The sequence below is a fragment of the Erysipelatoclostridium sp. An15 genome, assembly GCF_002160675.1.
GTDB classification, from domain to species: Bacteria; Bacillota_I; Bacilli_A; order Erysipelotrichales; family Coprobacillaceae; genus Thomasclavelia; species Thomasclavelia merdavium.
Genome location: NZ_NFLA01000007.1, coordinates 1 through 19,102, shown reverse-complemented (window position 1 = coordinate 19,102; position 19,102 = coordinate 1). Strand labels below are relative to the sequence as shown.

Here is a 19,102-nt window from a genome sequence, read left to right as displayed (position 1 = left end):
CTTCTACATATTAGTTTCCTTTATGAACTCCTCTAGTTTAGTTAAAGCTTTCCCTTCATCAATTAACTGTGTAGCCAAGTCAATTCCCTCTTGCATTGTTTCAGTCCTTCCGGCAATATAAATCGCTGCTCCAGCATTCAATAATACTGCATCACGTTTTGGTCCTTTAACACCACGTAAAATATCACGAGTGATTTTAGCATTAAACTCAGGACTACCACCAATTAGATCTTCTTTTTGACAGCGAGTCATCCCAAATTGCTCTGGTGTTATTGTATAGCTAATATAGCTGCCATCTTTTACTTCACAAACAGTAGTTGGTGCCGATAATGAAATCTCATCTAAACCATCTTGTCCATAGACAACCATTGCTCTTTTTACCCCTAAATTTGATAAAACCTCAGCTAATGGTTCGACTAACGCTTCTTCATATACGCCCATTACCTGCATATTAGCACCAGCAGGATTAGTTAATGGTCCTAAAATATTAAAGACCGTTCTAATTCCTAACTCCCGCCTTATTGGTGCTACATATTTCATAGCAATATGATAATTTTGAGCAAATAAGAAACATATGTTAATCTTGTTTAATATTGTAGCACTTTTTTGAGGAGATACATCAATTTTTATTCCTAAAGATTCTAAAACATCAGCTGCCCCACATTTAGAACTTGCAGCACGATTACCATGTTTAGCTACTTTAACGCCACTAGCTGCTATTACGATTGATGAAGTCGTCGAAATATTAAATGAATTTGAACCATCACCGCCTGTTCCTACGATTTCTAAAACATCTTCATCGTTTAATAATTTAATACAATGTTCTCTCATCCCCGCAGCACTACCAGTTATTTCTTCTATTGTTTCCCCTTTTAAACTTAATGCTGTTAAATAACTGCTCATTTGCACATCACTAGCTTGACCATCCATAATTTCATTCATACAAGCTCTAGCCTCACTAGCTGTTAGATCCTGTTTTTTAGCTAATTTTAAAATCGCTTCTTTAATCATTTTATTACCCCCAAAAAATTTTCAATTATCTTTTTGCCATCACTTGTTAGTATTGATTCAGGATGAAACTGTAATCCATATACTGGATAATCACGATGTTTAACAGCCATAATTTCGCCATCATCACTAATAGCCAAAATTTTCAATTCACTAGCTATCGTTTCTTTTGCTACTACAAGTGAATGATAACGAGCTACTGAAAATGGTTGAATAATCCCCTTGAATAATTTATCATCAACTGTTTTTATCAAAGAACTTTTACCATGCATTAACTTTTTAGCATACGTTATCTTACCATTAAATACCTCACATAAAGCCTGATGACCTAAACAAATACCTAAAAGTGGTTTTTTATCATAAAAATATCTAATCACATCTTCAATTACTCCAGCATCTTTAGGTCGACCCGGTCCTGGTGAAATTACAATTGCTGCTGGATTTAAAGCAGTAATTTGTTCTACTGTCATTTCATCATTACGAATAACTTTAATATCATCAGTGATTGAACCAATTAACTGGTATAAGTTATAAGCAAAACTATCATAATTATCAATTAATAAAATCATCTTAAATTCCTCCATCAGCTTCATAAATGGCATTGATCACTGCTTTAGCTTTATTTAAACACTCTTGATATTCATTTACTGGGATACTATCATGAACAATTCCAGCCCCCGAGCAAACATAAACATCTTCACCTTTTTTATAAGCAATTCTAATTGCAATACAAGTATCTAAATTACCAGTAAAATCAATATATCCAATTGCACCACCATAAATACCACGACGAGACTTTTCTAACTCATTTATAATTTGACAAGCCCTGATTTTAGGAGCACCTGATAATGTCCCAGCTGGTAGCATTGCTCCAATTACATCAATAGCATCTTTATTTTCTAATGCCTTAGCAACTACTGTTGAACCAATGTGCATAACATGAGAAAACTTCAAGATTTCTAAATATTTTTCTACTTTAACACTATTAAATTCAGCAACCCTTCCTAAATCATTACGCCCTAAATCTACTAGCATATTGTGTTCTGCTAATTCTTTTGGATCAGCTAATAATTCTTTTTCTAGTTTTTGATCTTCGTTTTCATCATGTCCCCGTCTTCGCGTTCCAGCTAAAGGATAAGTATATAAATTCCCATCTTCCATTTTAACTAACGTTTCTGGCGAAGCTCCTGCAATTTCCTGGCTTGGACTTGAAAAGTAAAACATATAAGGCGATGGGTTAGTTGTTCTTAAAACTCGATAGCTATCAAACAAACTCCCGGTAGCTTTAGCTTTCAATCTATTTGCTAGAACTACTTGAAAAATATCACCTTCTTTAATGTAATCTTTAGCTTTTTTTACCATATTGCAATATTGTTCTTTGGTAAATAACGCTTTAAAATCACTTGTTAAACGCAATGGTTCAATTTCAGCTTTGCTGCCATTAAAAATCAATTCTTCCAATCGCTCTATTTTATCAACCGCTTTTTGATAACCAGTCTTTAGATCATTACAATTAGCATTTGCAATTAAAATTATCTTTTGACGATAGTTATCAAAACAAATCACTTGATCAAATAACATTAAATCAACATCATTAAAACCATCACTTTCTACCATTAAATTTAATGTCGATTCATTATATTTAAAATAATCATATGCAAAATACCCTACTAAACCACCAGTAAATGCTGGTAACTTAGGTATTTTAGGACTTTTATATTTTTTTAGGATCTGTTTAATATAATCTTGCGGATGCTTAGTTTTATAAATCTGACCATCTATTGTTACAACATTATTTAAACAGGTAATTTCACTTATGGGCTCAAACCCCAAAAAGGTATAGCGGCTCCAGCGTTTTGTATCATCCACACTTTCTAACATGAAGCAATGCTCACTATAGTTTTTTAAAATTCGCATTACTTCAATTGGAGTAATTCCATCTCCATAGATTTCTTTACTAACTGGAACAATGTCATAATCCCCATTAGCAATAATTTGTTTAGCTTGTTTTAATGTTGGATAATACATAAAATTTTTCCTCCTTGATAAATAAAAAACCGTCCCGACAGAAAATAATTCTGTCAAGGACGGATAATAAACTACACTTATTCCGCGGTGCCACCTTGCTTCACGATACACTCGTGCCCTTACTAGATGCTATCACATCTATGACTACTTACGTAAGTCTTACGTCAAAGAATACTCAGCCTCAGCTTTTCACTTTGCCCTCCGTGGTCCATTTAATAGGCTGCGTTCTGCTTGCTTCCACCATCCAAGCTCTCTATAAGTGCACGATCTATTTTTATCTCCACTTCAACGGTTTTCTTGTTTATTATGATATACTGGATAATTATAACTGTCAATAAAATATTTACATTTTAATAAATGTTTTTATCCAAAAACAATTTTTATCATTATTATAAAATTAAAAAAACATTGATTAAATCAGCAAAAAAAATTATTTTTTTCAATGAAAGGGCTTTCATTTTTAGCGGATATGTGCTATTATAATGGTGAGGAAAGGATTAGACGAAAGGAGTTGATAATATGAACGAAATGTATATTATTTCAGTATTAATGCTTTATACATTAATTGTATTAGTAGATGTATTATTACAAGCGTATCAACTATTTGGAACTGGTCTAGTAGAAGATAGAGAAACAATTTTATCTGTCAAACCAAAATTAATCGCATACATTTCTAGTAAGATCACTTCAATGAGTCTAAGAATTAATTGGAAAAAAGACTATCGCCTAAATATGAAACGTAGACCCCCAATTATATCAGTGGCTCACTAAGGTTGAGTCAAAATAGAGTGGTTTTAGAATATAGATTGTAAAGTTTGAATATAAATTAGATGTGGTTTCACATAAAAATTTCTATAAAGTTGATAATAAAGCCGTATGTTAAAAACATACGGTTTTTAATTTATCAATCTTATTAAACTTTCTTATCAATATACTTTAAAAATTCATCCACATCATAATTAACAATCAGTTCTTTAGGAAAATCAATTTCTTCTAAAATTCCTTCAATATGATCAAAATTCATGATGTCAAAATGAATATGAGCATCACTACCTAAAATAATCTTCACTTGATGTTTTTTACATAACTGCAACATTTCAATTACATTTTCACGTGAATTTAATCGTGATGAACTTCTTAATGCATTATTGTTGACTTCTAATAATGTATGATATTTTTTAGCTGCCAAAACAACTTTTTCGTAATCTAGCGGGCAATAACCATCATCAGGATGAACAATAACGCTAATATGCGGATTTTTGATTGTTTCAATTACTGCATTTGTATTTTGTTCAATTGATCCCGGTTTGTAACAATGAAAATGAATTCCAGCCATGCAATAATCAACACATTGGTAAAGATCGTCACTAATACTTAATTTACCATCATAATCTAAAATATTAACCTCAATTCCTAAAATTATTTTTAAACCATTAAAAACTCTTGGAATCACATGATAATTTTTAAAATATATTGGATCACAAGTACCTGGTATTCCCACATCATGTTCAACCATCCCTAATAACTGCAAACCTTTAGCTTTAGCCTCATTTACCATTTCATTCATCGATGAATAACTATGACCGCTTGCAATAGTATGTGTATGAACATCTAATTCTATTTTTCCCATATAGACCTCCTAAAATAATGTAAAAATAAGCAAACTAAATAGAGCGATTGAAGCAGCTGGGGCATCTACATGACTATCTAAATCAGTATTAAAATATGTATTAAAAACAATAAAAAATAACTGTGCTAAAACCCCAAAAATTGTACTAATAGCTAATGAATTTGTTACTACCATTGCATAACCAGCAATTAAAGTAGTATGATGAGTAGCTGGAAAATCCGGAGTCGAAAAAGCAAAAACCAGACTTAAAGCACTTAATGAAAACCCTAGACTAGCAACATCGGTAATCCCTACAAAATAAGCTGTTATTAATGATAATACTGCGGCAAATATTATTTGAAAACACCAGTAATTAGCCTGTTTATAGCTAAATAACGGTTGAGTAGGATGATGGATATATTTATTAGTCCCAAACAATACTCTAATCAACATATTTAGTGATAGTACAACCAGTGCACCAACATCAATAGGAAAATTCCAATATGTAAACAATGAAAATAATCCATAGCCTAATAAGCCAAAAATTCCACCAATAATTAAAACTAAAGGATCACCAGTAAAATATAATGAACGATTCCCATCAGCACCATTTATATCATAATGTTTAACATTAGCTGCATATGCCAATCCTGCTACCGCACCATTAAAACAAACACAAGGCATAAATAATAAATTCAAGACCTGATTTGTTAAAAGATGAGTGTTAGCTCCTAACCCATCTAAAATAATGACAATAAGACCTACTAAACCAGTAATAACAAATGAAGCTGTTCCACCAATCATTGTCCCAAGACTTCCAGAAACAAAAGCTATTAGATAATTAATCATAGCCCATCTCCCCTCTTTTAAATTTGCTTTATAATATATAATTATATCATTGATTTTTCTTCATTTATAGACAAAAAAAGATTATTAAATAAAAAAAGATGCTAAAAAAGCACCTAAAATTCAATATTATTTTGAAGCGATTCTATAAACAAGGATCCTAAAAAACTTCGGTTAATATCTCTATGAACAATATATCCAACTCTAATTATTTCATCAACAGCTAAAGGAATTGCAATTATGTTTTTCCCATTTAATTCCTCACTAATAATACCGGTAGATATTGTATAACCATTTAATCCTATCAATAAATTAAATAAAGTAGCTCGATCACTAACTCTAATAATTTTACGGTGAGTTAAAGTACTTAAAATTTCTTCTGAAAAATAAAATGAATTATACTCTCCTTGTTCAAAACACAAATAAGGATATGGTTCAATATCTTCTAAAGTCACAATTTTCTTAACAGCAAGTGGATTAGTATTACTTACAAATATATGGGGTTTTGCCTGAAATAATTCTTTAAAAACAAGATTATTTTCTTTTAATAATTTAGTAATTACTTTTTCATTAAAATCATTTAAATATAATATGCCAATTTCACTTTTTAATGTTTTAACATCTTCAATTATCTCATAAGTTCGTGTTTCTCTAAGCGTAAATTCATATTCACTATCACGATATTTTTTTACTAGATCAACAAAAGCATCAACCGCAAAAGAATAATGCTGTGTTGAAATACTAAAACGTTTTCTTACTGTCTTTGTTTCCAAGTAACGCTCTTTAAGCAAATCAGCCTGTTCAACGACTTGGCGGGCATATCCTAAAAATTCACGTCCTTCTTCACTTACAACTATCCCTTTATTAGTCCGTGAAAAAATAACAATTTGCATTTCTTTTTCTAATTCTTTAATAGCGTTAGATAAACTTGGCTGTGAGATAAACAATTCTTTAGCTGCTTCAGAAATAGAACCTTTTTTAGCTACGGTAATAACATATCTTAATTGTTGCAATGTCATAGTCTCACCCCCACAATGTTACTATTGTAACATACTAAAACAAGTTTGAAAAATATCTAATTCTAATATTTGATATAGCTTCTAACTATAAAAAAACAGCCTAAGCTGTTTTGTCTAATTTAACTATATTTGGTTTCTTTTCCGTGTGCGTTAAAGAATAACTATACTGTATAAAAGCAATTGCCATAAAACAAAGTCCAAATAAAATATCTTTTACAACTAGATAAATAATATCACTATGCATGATAAAATTCGGTGTTAATATAATTGCCTGGATCAAACTATCAATTCTTGTCGCTAAAAAGATTTGTAAGCTCAAGCCAAAGAACTCAGCCACTAATAAACTAACAACACTACATAACCCACTAATTATTAGTCCTGATAAAGATAATCGTCCTGCAAATTTTTGATAGCCTAAAATCGCAAGTAAAGCAATTATATAACCAGTTATACGACCAAAGGCTGTAAATTGATAAATTAATATCCAGATCAAACCACCAAACAGTGCCCCTAAAACAGCCCCTAAAAAACCAATACTATATTTTTCTTTAGGAACTGATTGTTTGTTCTTTAATTCATTGAAACAATCTTTACAGACATAAACAATTTCACCATGATAAAGACAAAATGAAACCGGCTTATTGCAATGGCAATGACAGCACGCTGGCTGATATCCAATCTTACGAATGATCATTGTTATATTCTTTAATGTTTCATAAACATTATTTAAGTTTTGACTTATTATAGAAATAGTAATTATATCATTACTATAATTTATTGTTTTTAAAAATCCTAAGCGCTCTAACTTAGCAAAGTAATTATCAATTCTTGAACGTTTATTACCAGCAATACTAATTTTTATAATTGTATTTTCTGGTAAGACCTTAATTACAACCGGAAAGTCATTAAATAATCCGTATATATTGTTACCCATAACATCTAAATTATTTAATAAGGCAAATTCTTGGATTTCTTTACTATTATCTTCATTTTGTATTTCTTCTAAACCAAAATACTCATTTTCCAGTATGATAAAAAATCTACTAAGAGCTAATAAAAAATATGGTAATGCCCAAATAAAACCAATCAAAAATGTAAAGATACCTAAAATAAACCAGCCAGCAAAACTTAAAATTAAAAGTAACAAATCCTTCATTTTATTTAAAGACATCATCTGCCAGCTTGTTTTTAAAATATCAATAACATTCATTTCCTGATGATTTGCAAGCAAATACGGAACTGGCAAAAACTTTATCAACAAAAAGATTCCAGGTAATATAAACAAAAACATTCCTAAAAGATCGATAAAAAAGATTAACCAGCAAATAAAACCATTTCTAATATACGTTATAAACGATGTTTTTAGTAAGTTTAAATCACTATTACCATTATTAATAATTTCCTTGATATAACAATAAAACTGTGTTGAAAAACCAGCACTAAATAAATATGCCAGTAAAATAGCTAAGACAATTACAAAATCCAATACACCAATAATAGATGCTGTCTTTAAACTCAATAGCCAATTAAAAATAAGAATCAAAGAAACAATCAATCCTAATGTAACTAACAATATTATCAATAAACATTTCCAAATTTGCCAACGATGATTATTAGCTTCTTTACGAGCCCATAATTTCAAATCTTTCCGTTCCATAAATACTCCTCTTTACTTCAACGCCTATATTATACATGATTCTAACTAACTATTCATTATTTTTTAACTGATGTTTTACTTTAAAAACTTGAATAATGATCATAATTAAAGTTGGGGCAATAAATAAACCGATTATTCCAAACCATTGCATCCCCAAATACATTCCTATTAATGAAACAATTGGACTAAGACCAAGGTTTTTCGCTAATAATCTAGGCTCTAATATATTTTTAGTAACAACAACGATCAAATAAATTATCAGTAAAGCTATCGCTAAATAAATATTATTAGTTAACGCATTAATTATGATCCAAGGCACCATGATCATATCTAATCCTAAAACAGGCAAAAAATCAATGACTGCAATAATACAAGCAAGCATGGCACTTTGCGATAATCCAATTAAAACAAAGCCTAAGTATAATTCTACAAATGTTACGATCATAATGATAACAGAAGCTTTAAAAATATTACTTAAAACATTTTTTACTGTATCAACTACCAAAGAAGTCACCGGATATTTATTTAAAACATATTTTTCAATTAAATCATAATCTAATAAGATAAACAAAGAAGTAATTACCACAAACATTAAATCAAAAAGAAAACTAGGTATTTTCATTATAAAAGTTATTAAACTAGTAATAAAACTAGTCGAAATATTTTCAACTAAACTCATTGAGCCACTATAAATAATATCTAAATACTTACCAGCATCAATTATATAATGATTATTACTTAATTTTTGATATAAATCATTTAAATACTCAGGCATAATTTCTAGTATTTTATAAATTTGAATTACTGTAAAAACTACAATAACAATGATGACTGTAATAAAAAATAAATAATTCAAAACAATAACTAACTTAGTTAAAAAAGAATTCTTTATTTTAAGTAGTTCAATCTCTTTAGCTAATAAAGGCTGCAAAACCAAAACAATTAAAAAGCTAAAAAATAAAGGAACTAGCCAGTTAACTAATGCATATGCAAGCAAAACAAATATTATTACAAGCAATAAATAATAAGCATACTTAATTAGTTTATCTTTCATCCAATCACCATTAAATTATATGAATTACTAGAAAAACAATGACTATTATCGTTAATTTACTACACTATGGTGGACTACATAAGAACTATCATCAATAGCTTTAAAAACATATCCTTTATTTTGATAATATTCAATAACTGGTCCTAAAGCTTTAATTGTATTTTCTTTCCCATTAGCATCATGAAATAATAAAATAATATTATTTTCATCTGCTGCCGTAGCATTTTTGATTAACTGTTTTACCGACAATTGTCCCGAACCATCTTCACTATCTTCATTCCAATCATAATATTGATAACCACGATTTAATACTTCTTTAGTCAACTTACTCATTATCCTATTACAATACTGCTTAGAAATTTGATTACTGCTCCCACCAGGAAAGCGAATATATTTAGGGATGCTACCTATTTGATTATAAACCAAATCCTCGATTTTCTTTAAATCTGCAAAATAAGCCGATGTAGAACAATAAATCTGATCATATTCATGAACATAAGTATGCAAGCCAATTGTATGCCCAGCTTCATAAGCTGTTTTTATCAAATCAAAATATTCCTTATTTGTTCCGGTTACAAAAAAAGTAGCTTTAACATCATAAACATCTAAGATATCTAAAACCTGCTGTGTATTTTCTGAAGGTCCATCGTCAAAAGTTAAATACACTACTTTTTCATCACTAGGAACAGTTGTTCCTATTTTTTTATTTTCAACTACTGTAACTATACATGTTTCTTTAGTAACATTTAAAGAACGATCTTTAGCATAATAAGTTATTTGATAATTACCGATTTTAGAAATATCCAGATTAGAACTATCGATTGTTAAAATTGGATTATCATCTTGATTATCACTAACACTAACACTTGATAATAAATCAATATCACTATCTTTTAAGACCGTTAAATTACGTACTCCATTAATTACTGGTGATACATTATCTTCTGGCAAAACATGAATAACACTTTTTTTGGTTACACAATTATTATTACGACAAATCCGAATTGCAACTTCATAATCTCCAGGTTTATCAAATTGATAGTCTTCTTTAAAAGATACTTTAGTTCTTTTACTATCATAATAGTTTTTAATCAAATCACTAGCCTTAACTTCCATATTTAAATCAATTGTTAGTTCTTGAACTTCAAGATCAGGAATAATTGTATCTTGTAACTCTAAAGTTACTGTAGTTTCAATGTTATTATAACGATAAGTAATCGGATATTTACCAGTCTTAGTAAAATCTATTTTACTAGTATCAACATTTACATCACTAACTTTACCACCTATTACTCTTTTTATATTTTCATAAGGATCAAACTTTTGTGAAATTTCTGCAACTGGATGATAACTATATAAAACAATTGGGTTAGTTGGATAAATTAATAAAATAACTATTGAAAAGATCAAAACAATTATAATCAATAGTATTTTTAAACTTTTATTCACTTTCATCCCCTCATCAAAACATATTCATCCTAAATAAAAAAAGAACCCATAATAATGGATTCTTTTAAAATATTATTCTTCTTCTAATTGTTTTAATTCAGTTTCACCAGTAATATATTTTAAAATTTCTGTTGCTGCTTCTTGTGGCCCGCGATGTTCGTAACCTTTGATACCCAAACGAGTTCTTAATTGACCAACTTTAATACCTTGTTTAAACATACGATTAAAATAATCATGTAATAAGATTTCTGTTTGTTCTTGACGTTGTACTGGACCAAATGGATTTGCAAAGAAACTTCCAACTAATCCATATTCAGTAGTTGTTCCTTTTGACATACGATTTCCAGCTCTAAATACTTTTAAAGCACTATCAACATCATCAAAGAAACTTAATGCTTCGCCACCTTCTTCATAGTTGTTTGCATATAAGAATAAATCAACTTCATGAGGAGCAACAACATCTTTATAATCTGTAATTGGAATTACAATTCGAGCATTTACTTTATCAGGATTCATAAATACAGAGCGGTCTAATTCTTTGAAACTATAACCAGCATCTAAATCATCTAAACGCACGAAAGCCCCAATTTCTGTACCTGATGATTTAATTTGTCCTTTATCATCTAAGTATAGAACACCCATATCATCATATACAGTTACTAAATCACGGATATAAGCGGCACCAAATACTTTAATTTGTTCAATTGTTTCCGATTTACCAGCACCACTATCACCCATAACAACGATATTTTTAACTTCACCAGAATGTAATGTAACTTTAACCATTGCCCCATGAATTGGTAATTGACGTTGATTAATTTTACGAACATTGTGTAAAGTTAACATCATTTTCTTCATATATCCAAAGTAATCGAAATCATCACTTGCAGATAATAAAGCTACCATCATATCATTTTCATCATCTTGATAGAAAGCTTGGTTCTTTTCACCATCTTCATAACCATATACATAGATAATATCTGGTTTACGATTACGATATTCTTCTTCACTAGCTAATTCAAATAAGTTACATAATGCAACCCCTTGAGCCATGAAAGCAACATTGAAATATACAAATGCTAATAAGTTACCAACTTTAGCTGGATAACAGAACCATTGTTCAGAATCAAATTTTAAATCTTCAATTGGATTATGTTTAATTTCAGGGAAAATTCCATCACGTTTATTACGTTTTGAATAAGTAATAAATGGTGGATGAATAATCACTGTTTCAATAAAAGGAATATCATCTAAATTACGGTATTCATATGGTAAAAAAGAACGCATATTTGTTACTCTTAAACCAGCATTAACACCAGCTGTAATTTGACGATATACTTGATGACGATATCCTAATGCTGTTTCTTCAATTGTTCGATATACTGATAATACTAATTCTTCGAATTTTGCTTGAGCATCCGCAAATTGTACATTTTGATACCCTCTACTAGTTGTTTCGTTATATACTACACTGTAACGTTGTAATTTACGCCAGAATAAATATACTTCTTCAATTACTTTAACAAATTCATCACGATCTCTAAAATATCCTTCAAAATGAGGATATGAAGATAAAACTTCTTCAACTGACATTACTAATAACAATTTAAAAATCGTTCTTAAATCATTTACTATATCAATACTTTCGCTTTTAACTTCTCTTAAATAAGTATAAGTAGTATTTTCTTTTCTCTTTCCTTCGTTGACAAAACCACGTAAAACTCGTGCAAAAGATTCACTTTCAATCAATTGACAACGTGATTGACAATATTCTTCAGAAAAGTTTAAAATTGCATTTCCGCGTACGATTTTAAATTTATATGACATTTTATCACCCTTTCTTTTATCAATAAGCATCATACCCCCACTTATTGATTTGTGTCATTTTAACATAAAAAGTACATTGTATACAACACTTATTTATAAAAAAATTATTTTTTCAAACAAAAAAAGGTCGCTTTAGACCTTTATTAATTTAAAAGAAAGGAACTGTAAAGAAAACCTTACCAATAACATCATCTTCAAAATCAAAATAACCTAATCTTCTCGAATCAAGACTATTATTTCGATTATCTCCCATTACAAAAACCTTGCCTTCAGGAATATCAATTGACATATCTTCATTATTGGTCATCGTTCCATTAATATAATCCTCTTGTAATAACTCACCATTTAAATATACCTGATTATCTTTGATTTCTAGATGATCACCACCAACAGCAACGACCCTTTTAATAATAAAAGTTTCATTTTGATTAGCATCACGGTAATCAACAACTACAATATCATTACGCTCAGGTTCACCACGTTTATAAAAAACCTTATCAACTAAAACAATATTACCTTCGTGAAAAGTTGGTACCATTGATGTTCCATACACTCTAGAAATCTGAACAAAATATAAAACCCCATAAGTAACGATTAAAGTAATAACAATAACCCTTAAATATTCTAATAAGACTCTCTTTTTACTCTTCACTGTTTCTTCCATATTATCACCTGAGGACATTATATCATTTTTTACTATTCATTCAAGTGACTACGAAGCTTTGCAATAATTTTCTTTTCCAAACGCGATACTTGAACTTGCGAAATATTCAACCTTCTAGCTACCCGTTCTTGATTAAAATCAAGATGATAGCGCATATATAAAATAAGTTTTTCTTTTTCATCAAGCTTATCAATTTCCATCTCTAATGCAATTTTTTCAAACCACATTTTATTATTTTTGTTTTCAATTCTTTCTTCCATTGAAATCGAAGAACCATCTTTTTCATAAATCGGTTCACTTAATGAAGTTGGATAATACGATGAATCAATTGCCTCAACAATATCCTGTTGATCAACTTGTAAATAGTTAGCTAATTGTTCAATCGTTGGATCATGACCAGTTTGATTAGTAAGCTGTTCACGAGCCTTGTTTATTTTCAAATTCAGTTCTTTTAAAGAACGACTTACTTTAATAGTCCCATCGTCACGAAAATATCGTTTAATTTCACCCATAATAATTGGTACTGCATAGGTTGAAAATTGCACTCCATAACTAGTATCAAAATTATTAATTGCTTTCATTAAACCGATACAGCCAATTTGAAATAAATCTTCTTTATCATAATAGTTATTTTTAAATCGATGGACAATTGACCAGACTAATCCTAAATTTTGAGAAACAACTAATTCTTTAGCTTGTTCATCCCCGCCATGAGCCTGTTTAATTAGTTCAATTGTATTATTAGTCATTGAAATTATTATCTTTCAAATTCTTTTTAATTGTTAGTTTAGTTCCTAAATCAACAGTTGAATGAATTTCTAAATCATCACAAAGAGCTTCAATAATTGTTAACCCCATACCTGCATGTTCAAGTTCTTTTAATGAAGAATACATTGGTTTTCTAGCTTGATCGATATCCTCGATCCCCTTACCATAATCTTGAATAATGATTTTGATTTGGCGGTTATTTTCGATTGTAACCTTAATAACAACATTACACTTAGCGTTATTTTGATAACCATGAATAATAGCATTACTTACCCCTTCGCTAATGATTGTTTTTATTTCAACCAGTTCGTCAATCGTTGGATTTAATGCTGTAATAAATGAAGCTACACTTGTTCTTGCAAATGGTTCATTTTCTATTTTAGCACTAAAACTTAATTCCATTTGATTCATTACCCCTTTACCTCCTCAACATATTCCATTAATTCAAACATTCCTGATAATTCAAACACTTTATACGCCGTTTTAGATAAATTAGCTAAGTATAATTTACGATCATCTAACTTTAATTGATTATAACGTCCTAAAACCAAACCAATCCCCGAACTATCAATAAAGCTAGTATTACCAAAATCAAAATAGACCGGACCATTTACTTTATCTAAAATACTATTTAATAAGCTGCGATATTTAGTTATGTAACTACAGCTAAGTTCACCATAAAAATATACTACAATTTTATCATCGATAATCTTATATTCTATCTTATTTTCCATTATCTCATCTCCTCGAACCTATCTTACATCTTTTAAAAACATGATTAAATGCTTTCGACAAAAGTAGAAGAAAGTAAACAAAAAAAGTCTTATAACTAAATGATGTATTTTTATCAAACTTGGACATATTATTTACTGAGGCGATAAAATTGATGAAAAAAATCTTAATTATTTTATTAATCTTTTGTATCTTACCAATCCAGAAAGTCAATGCTGTTGATGATGATATAACTCCTAATGCTAAAAGTGCCATCTTGATAGAAGCAAATTCTAAACAAATCTTATATCAAAAAAACGCTCAAGAAAAACTGTATCCGGCATCAACAACTAAAATTATGACTATGATTTTAATGTTTGAAGCTATAAATGATCAAAAAATCTCTTTTGATGATGAAATAACAACCTCTAAATATGCTGCCAGCATGGGTGGTTCTCAAGTTTATTTAGAAGTAGGCGAAAAAATGAGCCTTCAAGATATGTTTAAATCAATTGCTATTGCCAGTGCTAATGATGCCAGCGTTGCTGTTGGGGAATATATTGCCGGAAGCATTGAAAAATTCGTTACTATGATGAATGAAAAAGCTAAAGAATTAAACTTAAAAAATACTCATTTTAAAAATGCTACCGGTCTTCACGACCCAGATCATTATACATGTGCATATGATTTAGCTATTATGGCAGCCTATTTAATTAAAATCGGTGGTGAAGATTTATTAAATGTAACTTCGCTATATGACAGTTATATTCGTGAAGACACCAAACAAAGCTTTTGGCTTGTTAATACTAATAAGCTATTAAAACTATATGATGGTGTTGATGGTTTAAAAACGGGATATACTAAAGAAGCAGGTTATTGTTTAGTAACTACTGCTAAAAGAGATGATCAAAGAATTATTGGGGTGTTAATGAATGAAAGTGCACCAAAAACTCGAAACGAAGAAATGTGTAATTTATTAGATTATGGTTTTAATAACTATCAACAGATTACTTTATTTAAAAAAGATAGTGTTATTGAACAACATCTAGTTGATAAAATGGATAATCTTAGTATTGATGTAAAATGTAAACAGGATATTGTTTATACTAAGGCTAAAAACAGCAATGAAAAAGCAACAACAAAAATAACTTATCAAAAAGATTTATTACCAGTAAAGCAAGGTGATCCGGTGGGTAATCTTGAAGTTATCGTTAACGGTAAAACAATTGCTAATTATGAATTATATAGTGGCAATGATGTAAGCAAAGCTACTTTTTTATCAAAAGCAATTAAAACATTTAAATATTTATTTTAAACAGCCTATAATAATTATAGGTTGTTTCACAAAAAAACAGGATTTATAATCCTGCATTAAGCGACAATAAAAAATTACTATCAGCCAGTTGTTCTAAATGACAATAAACACGAGGAATCTTAATTTCCTGATATAGTTTTTCAACAACCTCTTCATCATCATCCATATAAACTGTATAGCTTCTTTTTACAATTTGTCCTTTTATAACCAAATAATTAAATCTAAAACTAATATCTGTAATTTTATTAAATTGATAATCACTATAATTATGTTCATCACGATTAAAGATTCCTAATTTTTGTCCTACGATCTTGATCAAATTATTTTTATGACGATAGATCATCTTGTCAGATTCAATATCAATAAAAGTTGGCTGCATAATTACTATTTGCCATAAACAAACAACTAGAAAAACGATCCCAACAAACAATAAATAAATGATTGGATTGTCTTTTTCTATTAAAAATATCACAACCGTTAACATCAAAACAATTAATAATTGTGGAATAATAAAATACTGAAAAAATTTAACTAACGAAAACCGATTAATTGCTTTACTATCCATTTTTATCACCCTTCTTTTATACCCTAACTAAATATTACTGATATTAGTAATAGAAACTAGTAGAAATAAGTAAAAAGAATGTAAAGAATTAATTAGTTATATTATTGTAAATCGATTTTTCCAATAAATTTCATATCATCGGGTATATCTGCAAAAACAGTTATTTTCTGATTAAAAAAAGGATGATTAAATTCTAATTTATAGCCATGCAACGCTACTCTATTAATCAATTTACTGTTAGTTCCATATAAAGGATCACTTAAAAGCGGATGATTAATAGAACTTAAATGAACTCTAATCTGGTGTTTACGACCGGTTTGTAGATCACATTTTACAACCGTATAATTACTTGGAAAACTTCTTTTTAAAACATGAACTTTAGTCACCGCTTTTTTACCATTATTACTAGTACGCATTCTATTTTGATGACGATCTTGACTAATTGGTTTATTAATTATTAGATCCTTTTTTACTATGCCATCAACAATTGCTAAATAAGTTCGTTTAATTTCTTTATTTGCCATCATTATATCTAACTTAGGTTGTAAAAAGGCACATTTACAAAACATAACCAAACCAGTAGTATCTTTATCTAAACGATGAATATGTCTAACTGGAATATATTGATTAGTTTCTAGATAATAATTAGCGACGTAATTACAAAGCGTATTTAAGCCATTTTTATCTTCTGGATAAATAGCAGTATTTATTGGTTTATTGACGATTAAAATAAAATCATCTTCATAAACAACCGTTAAAGGATATGATTGAAACTGATAGTCGATTCCCTGATCAAATGCTAAAACCTTTAATGAATCACCTTGTTTTAAAAGAGTATTACTAGTTACAAAATTGTTATTTAAAGCATATTGTTTATTTTGTTTTAATAAATGAATCGTTTTTCTTGATAAATGAAAATAATTGAAAAATTGTTCAATCGACATTCCTGCAAAATCATCATTAATTTCAATAATAAGATAATCACCTTTAATTTGATACTTCATAATGTTCCCTCTTTCAAAGCGTATTATAACATAATTTCCCAAAAGACCAATTAATATCGATATTGTAATACAGCTTGATAATATGATATAATGTTTCAAAGGAGGCCAAGAATATGAAGTGTCCTGTATGTAAAGATGTTACTTTATTAATGTCAGAAAAACATGGTGTTGAAATTGACTATTGTCCCGAGTGTCGTGGTATTTGGTTAGATCGTGGTGAATTAGAAAAAATTATTGAACGTTCAGGTAGTTATAAAAAATCAAAATCTGATTCTGATCATTATGATTCACACAAAGATTCTTCTGACAATAAACGCAAAAAGAAAAAAGGATTTAATCTTACAGATATTTTAGAAATATTTGAAGGCGAGTAATTAAAGCGGTTTACCCGCTTTTTTTATCACTAAAAAGACAGTTGTTTTCAACTGTCTTCTAACTTTTACTAATTATTTCTAAACCTACTTGAACTACCACCACTTGATCGAATAAACTAACTTCAATATAAGCAATTCGCTTATGACGATCAATCTTTTTTATTTTTCCTTCATATCCAACTAAAGGACCACTAATTATATTAACTTTATCACCAACAATATAGCCCTGAGACATTTCTACTAAGTGATTTTCTTTACCAAATTTCATTAAAAACCTAGCTTCTTCTTTTAAAATTGGACAAATAAACTCGCCATCATTTCCCAACACTTTAGTAAGATCGGGTACCAGTTTTAACTTATTGAACAATTCTTCAATATGATCTGTAATCATAAAAACGTAACCCTTAAACAATATCTCTTCTATTTCCCTCCAGGTTCCCTGTTTTTTGCGTAAACGAACACTACGAGGAATAAAACATTCTTGCAAAATATCCTTTGGAATCGATCTTTCGCAAGTATTTTTTATCTCGTCTTCTTTTCCACTTCTTACCTGAATTACATACCAGTTTTCACACATACTCATTCCTCCATTTGGGTATGCGCAATTAGTCAGCAAATACATGCCGACTAACGCTTCATTATTACAAATTATCTTTAATAATGCGACTTTGCGACAATTACCTTTAATAATTATGTTTTATACTTCTACTGTTTCTTTAGGCCTTTCAACTTCTTTAACTATTGGTGTTTTATTAGTTTTAACATTATAGTGATAAGTTGGAACCATTTTTTTAACTAATATGCGAATATCGTCTACTTCTTCATAGGCCTCTTCTTTTAACTCTTTTAAATCTTCAAAAAAACTCTCTTCATCCAATTCAATTGGTTTTCCAATATGAATCATATGATTGGGTGTATCCTGTAATCCTTCTTCTTCCATCAATAGCTCTTCATACAGCTTTTCTCCCGGTCTTAATCCGGTATAAACTATATCAATATCTACATCCGGTTCATATCCTGATAGCTTGATCAGGTTTCTTGCCATATCTGCTATCTTGACTGGTTCTCCCATGTCTAATACAAAGATCTCGCCACCTTTGGCATACGCTCCGGCCTGCAGTACCAGACTTACTGCTTCGGGTATCGTCATAAAGTATCTGATGATATCTGGATGCGTTACCGTTACCGGTCCTCCTTCTTTGAT

General features: G+C 29.5%; 21 protein-coding genes. 3 read left to right on the top strand and 18 right to left on the bottom strand.

All coding sequences use genetic code 11. From position 1 onward, the window contains the following. Positions 1–3: 3 nt before the first annotated feature. From trpD to B5E92_RS03880, 3 genes are read right to left on the bottom strand one after another with little or no spacing between them, the layout of a single operon-like run. Entirely contained in the window at positions 4–1,011 is a 1,008-nt protein-coding gene (gene trpD, locus B5E92_RS03890; RefSeq protein WP_087299389.1) for an anthranilate phosphoribosyltransferase, read from the bottom strand. Continuing rightward, a complete protein-coding gene (locus tag B5E92_RS03885) occupies positions 1,008–1,577 on the bottom strand; it encodes an aminodeoxychorismate/anthranilate synthase component II (RefSeq protein ID WP_087299387.1) in 570 nt (189 codons plus the stop codon). The genes trpD and B5E92_RS03885 overlap by 4 nt, the downstream gene beginning before the upstream one ends. A 1-nt stretch (position 1,578) precedes the next feature. Continuing rightward, positions 1,579–3,036 carry an anthranilate synthase component I family protein gene (locus B5E92_RS03880; RefSeq protein ID WP_087299385.1) on the bottom strand — a complete coding sequence of 486 codons (1,458 nt, stop codon included), beginning with the start codon at positions 3,034–3,036 and terminating at the stop codon, positions 1,579–1,581. 519 nt (positions 3,037–3,555) lie between these two features. On the opposite strand from B5E92_RS03880, the gene B5E92_RS03875 reads away from it, so the two are divergent. Further along, entirely contained in the window at positions 3,556–3,807 is a 252-nt protein-coding gene (locus tag B5E92_RS03875; RefSeq protein WP_087299383.1) for a hypothetical protein, read from the top strand. A gap of 142 nt (positions 3,808–3,949) precedes the next feature. On the opposite strand, the gene B5E92_RS03870 is transcribed toward B5E92_RS03875, so the two are convergent. From B5E92_RS03870 to B5E92_RS03820, 11 genes are all read right to left on the bottom strand, one after another. After that, complete coding sequence (locus B5E92_RS03870) at positions 3,950–4,666, bottom strand: phosphatase (RefSeq protein ID WP_087299381.1); 717 nt, start codon at positions 4,664–4,666, stop codon at positions 3,950–3,952. Positions 4,667–4,675: 9 nt separating this feature from the next. Continuing rightward, positions 4,676–5,494, bottom strand: coding sequence for a hypothetical protein (locus B5E92_RS03865; RefSeq protein ID WP_087299379.1), 819 nt, complete (start codon positions 5,492–5,494; stop codon positions 4,676–4,678). Positions 5,495–5,607: 113 nt separating this feature from the next. After that, positions 5,608–6,510 (bottom strand): LysR family transcriptional regulator, encoded by a 903-nt coding sequence (locus B5E92_RS03860; RefSeq protein ID WP_087299377.1) that lies wholly within the window; start codon positions 6,508–6,510, stop codon positions 5,608–5,610. Positions 6,511–6,610: 100 nt separating this feature from the next. Beyond that, positions 6,611–8,167, bottom strand: a complete 1,557-nt coding sequence (locus B5E92_RS03855; protein WP_087299375.1) for a DUF975 family protein — start codon at positions 8,165–8,167, stop codon at positions 6,611–6,613. Positions 8,168–8,216: 49 nt separating this feature from the next. Next, complete coding sequence (locus tag B5E92_RS03850) at positions 8,217–9,221, bottom strand: AI-2E family transporter (protein ID WP_087299373.1); 1,005 nt, start codon at positions 9,219–9,221, stop codon at positions 8,217–8,219. Positions 9,222–9,272: 51 nt separating this feature from the next. Beyond that, the gene (locus B5E92_RS03845) at positions 9,273–10,670 is read right to left on the bottom strand and encodes a polysaccharide deacetylase family protein (protein WP_239406384.1); all 1,398 of its coding nucleotides are present in this window, start codon (positions 10,668–10,670) and stop codon (positions 9,273–9,275) included. Positions 10,671–10,742: 72 nt separating this feature from the next. After that, positions 10,743–12,497 carry a phosphoenolpyruvate carboxykinase gene (locus B5E92_RS03840; RefSeq protein ID WP_087299504.1) on the bottom strand — a complete coding sequence of 585 codons (1,755 nt, stop codon included), beginning with the start codon at positions 12,495–12,497 and terminating at the stop codon, positions 10,743–10,745. Between the two features lie 148 nt (positions 12,498–12,645). After that, on the bottom strand, positions 12,646–13,161 hold the full coding sequence (lepB, locus tag B5E92_RS03835) for a signal peptidase I (protein WP_087299369.1): 516 nt from the start codon (positions 13,159–13,161) through the stop codon (positions 12,646–12,648). A gap of 32 nt (positions 13,162–13,193) precedes the next feature. Further along, positions 13,194–13,910 carry a SigB/SigF/SigG family RNA polymerase sigma factor gene (locus B5E92_RS03830; protein ID WP_087299367.1) on the bottom strand — a complete coding sequence of 239 codons (717 nt, stop codon included), beginning with the start codon at positions 13,908–13,910 and terminating at the stop codon, positions 13,194–13,196. Next, the gene (spoIIAB, locus tag B5E92_RS03825; protein WP_087299365.1) at positions 13,903–14,340 is read right to left on the bottom strand and encodes an anti-sigma F factor; all 438 of its coding nucleotides are present in this window, start codon (positions 14,338–14,340) and stop codon (positions 13,903–13,905) included. The genes B5E92_RS03830 and spoIIAB overlap by 8 nt, the downstream gene beginning before the upstream one ends. Then, positions 14,340–14,663, bottom strand: coding sequence for an STAS domain-containing protein (locus B5E92_RS03820; protein ID WP_087299363.1), 324 nt, complete (start codon positions 14,661–14,663; stop codon positions 14,340–14,342). The genes spoIIAB and B5E92_RS03820 overlap by 1 nt, the downstream gene beginning before the upstream one ends. 152 nt (positions 14,664–14,815) lie before the next feature. Between B5E92_RS03820 and B5E92_RS03815 the strand changes: the two genes are divergently transcribed. Next, positions 14,816–15,955: a D-alanyl-D-alanine carboxypeptidase family protein gene (locus B5E92_RS03815; RefSeq protein ID WP_087299361.1), complete on the top strand. Its 1,140-nt coding sequence runs from the start codon at positions 14,816–14,818 to the stop codon at positions 15,953–15,955. A gap of 43 nt (positions 15,956–15,998) precedes the next feature. Here B5E92_RS03815 and B5E92_RS03810 read toward each other — a convergent pair whose 3' ends face one another. Then, positions 15,999–16,520, bottom strand: coding sequence for a hypothetical protein (locus tag B5E92_RS03810; RefSeq protein ID WP_087299359.1), 522 nt, complete (start codon positions 16,518–16,520; stop codon positions 15,999–16,001). A gap of 101 nt (positions 16,521–16,621) precedes the next feature. Next, positions 16,622–17,524 carry an RluA family pseudouridine synthase gene (locus tag B5E92_RS03805; protein ID WP_087299357.1) on the bottom strand — a complete coding sequence of 301 codons (903 nt, stop codon included), beginning with the start codon at positions 17,522–17,524 and terminating at the stop codon, positions 16,622–16,624. A 113-nt stretch (positions 17,525–17,637) separates the two neighbouring features. On the opposite strand from B5E92_RS03805, the gene B5E92_RS03800 reads away from it, so the two are divergent. Further along, a complete protein-coding gene (locus B5E92_RS03800; protein ID WP_087299355.1) occupies positions 17,638–17,898 on the top strand; it encodes a zf-TFIIB domain-containing protein in 261 nt (86 codons plus the stop codon). A gap of 58 nt (positions 17,899–17,956) precedes the next feature. Here the strand turns inward: B5E92_RS03800 and loaP are convergent, their stop codons facing one another. Together loaP and B5E92_RS03790 are read right to left on the bottom strand one after the other, a co-directional pair. Beyond that, the gene (gene loaP / locus B5E92_RS03795; protein ID WP_087299353.1) at positions 17,957–18,475 is read right to left on the bottom strand and encodes an antiterminator LoaP; all 519 of its coding nucleotides are present in this window, start codon (positions 18,473–18,475) and stop codon (positions 17,957–17,959) included. A 120-nt stretch (positions 18,476–18,595) separates the two neighbouring features. Beyond that, positions 18,596–19,102, bottom strand: a 507-nt coding sequence (locus tag B5E92_RS03790) for a polysaccharide biosynthesis protein (RefSeq protein ID WP_158095184.1), incomplete at its 5' end; no start/stop codon positions are given.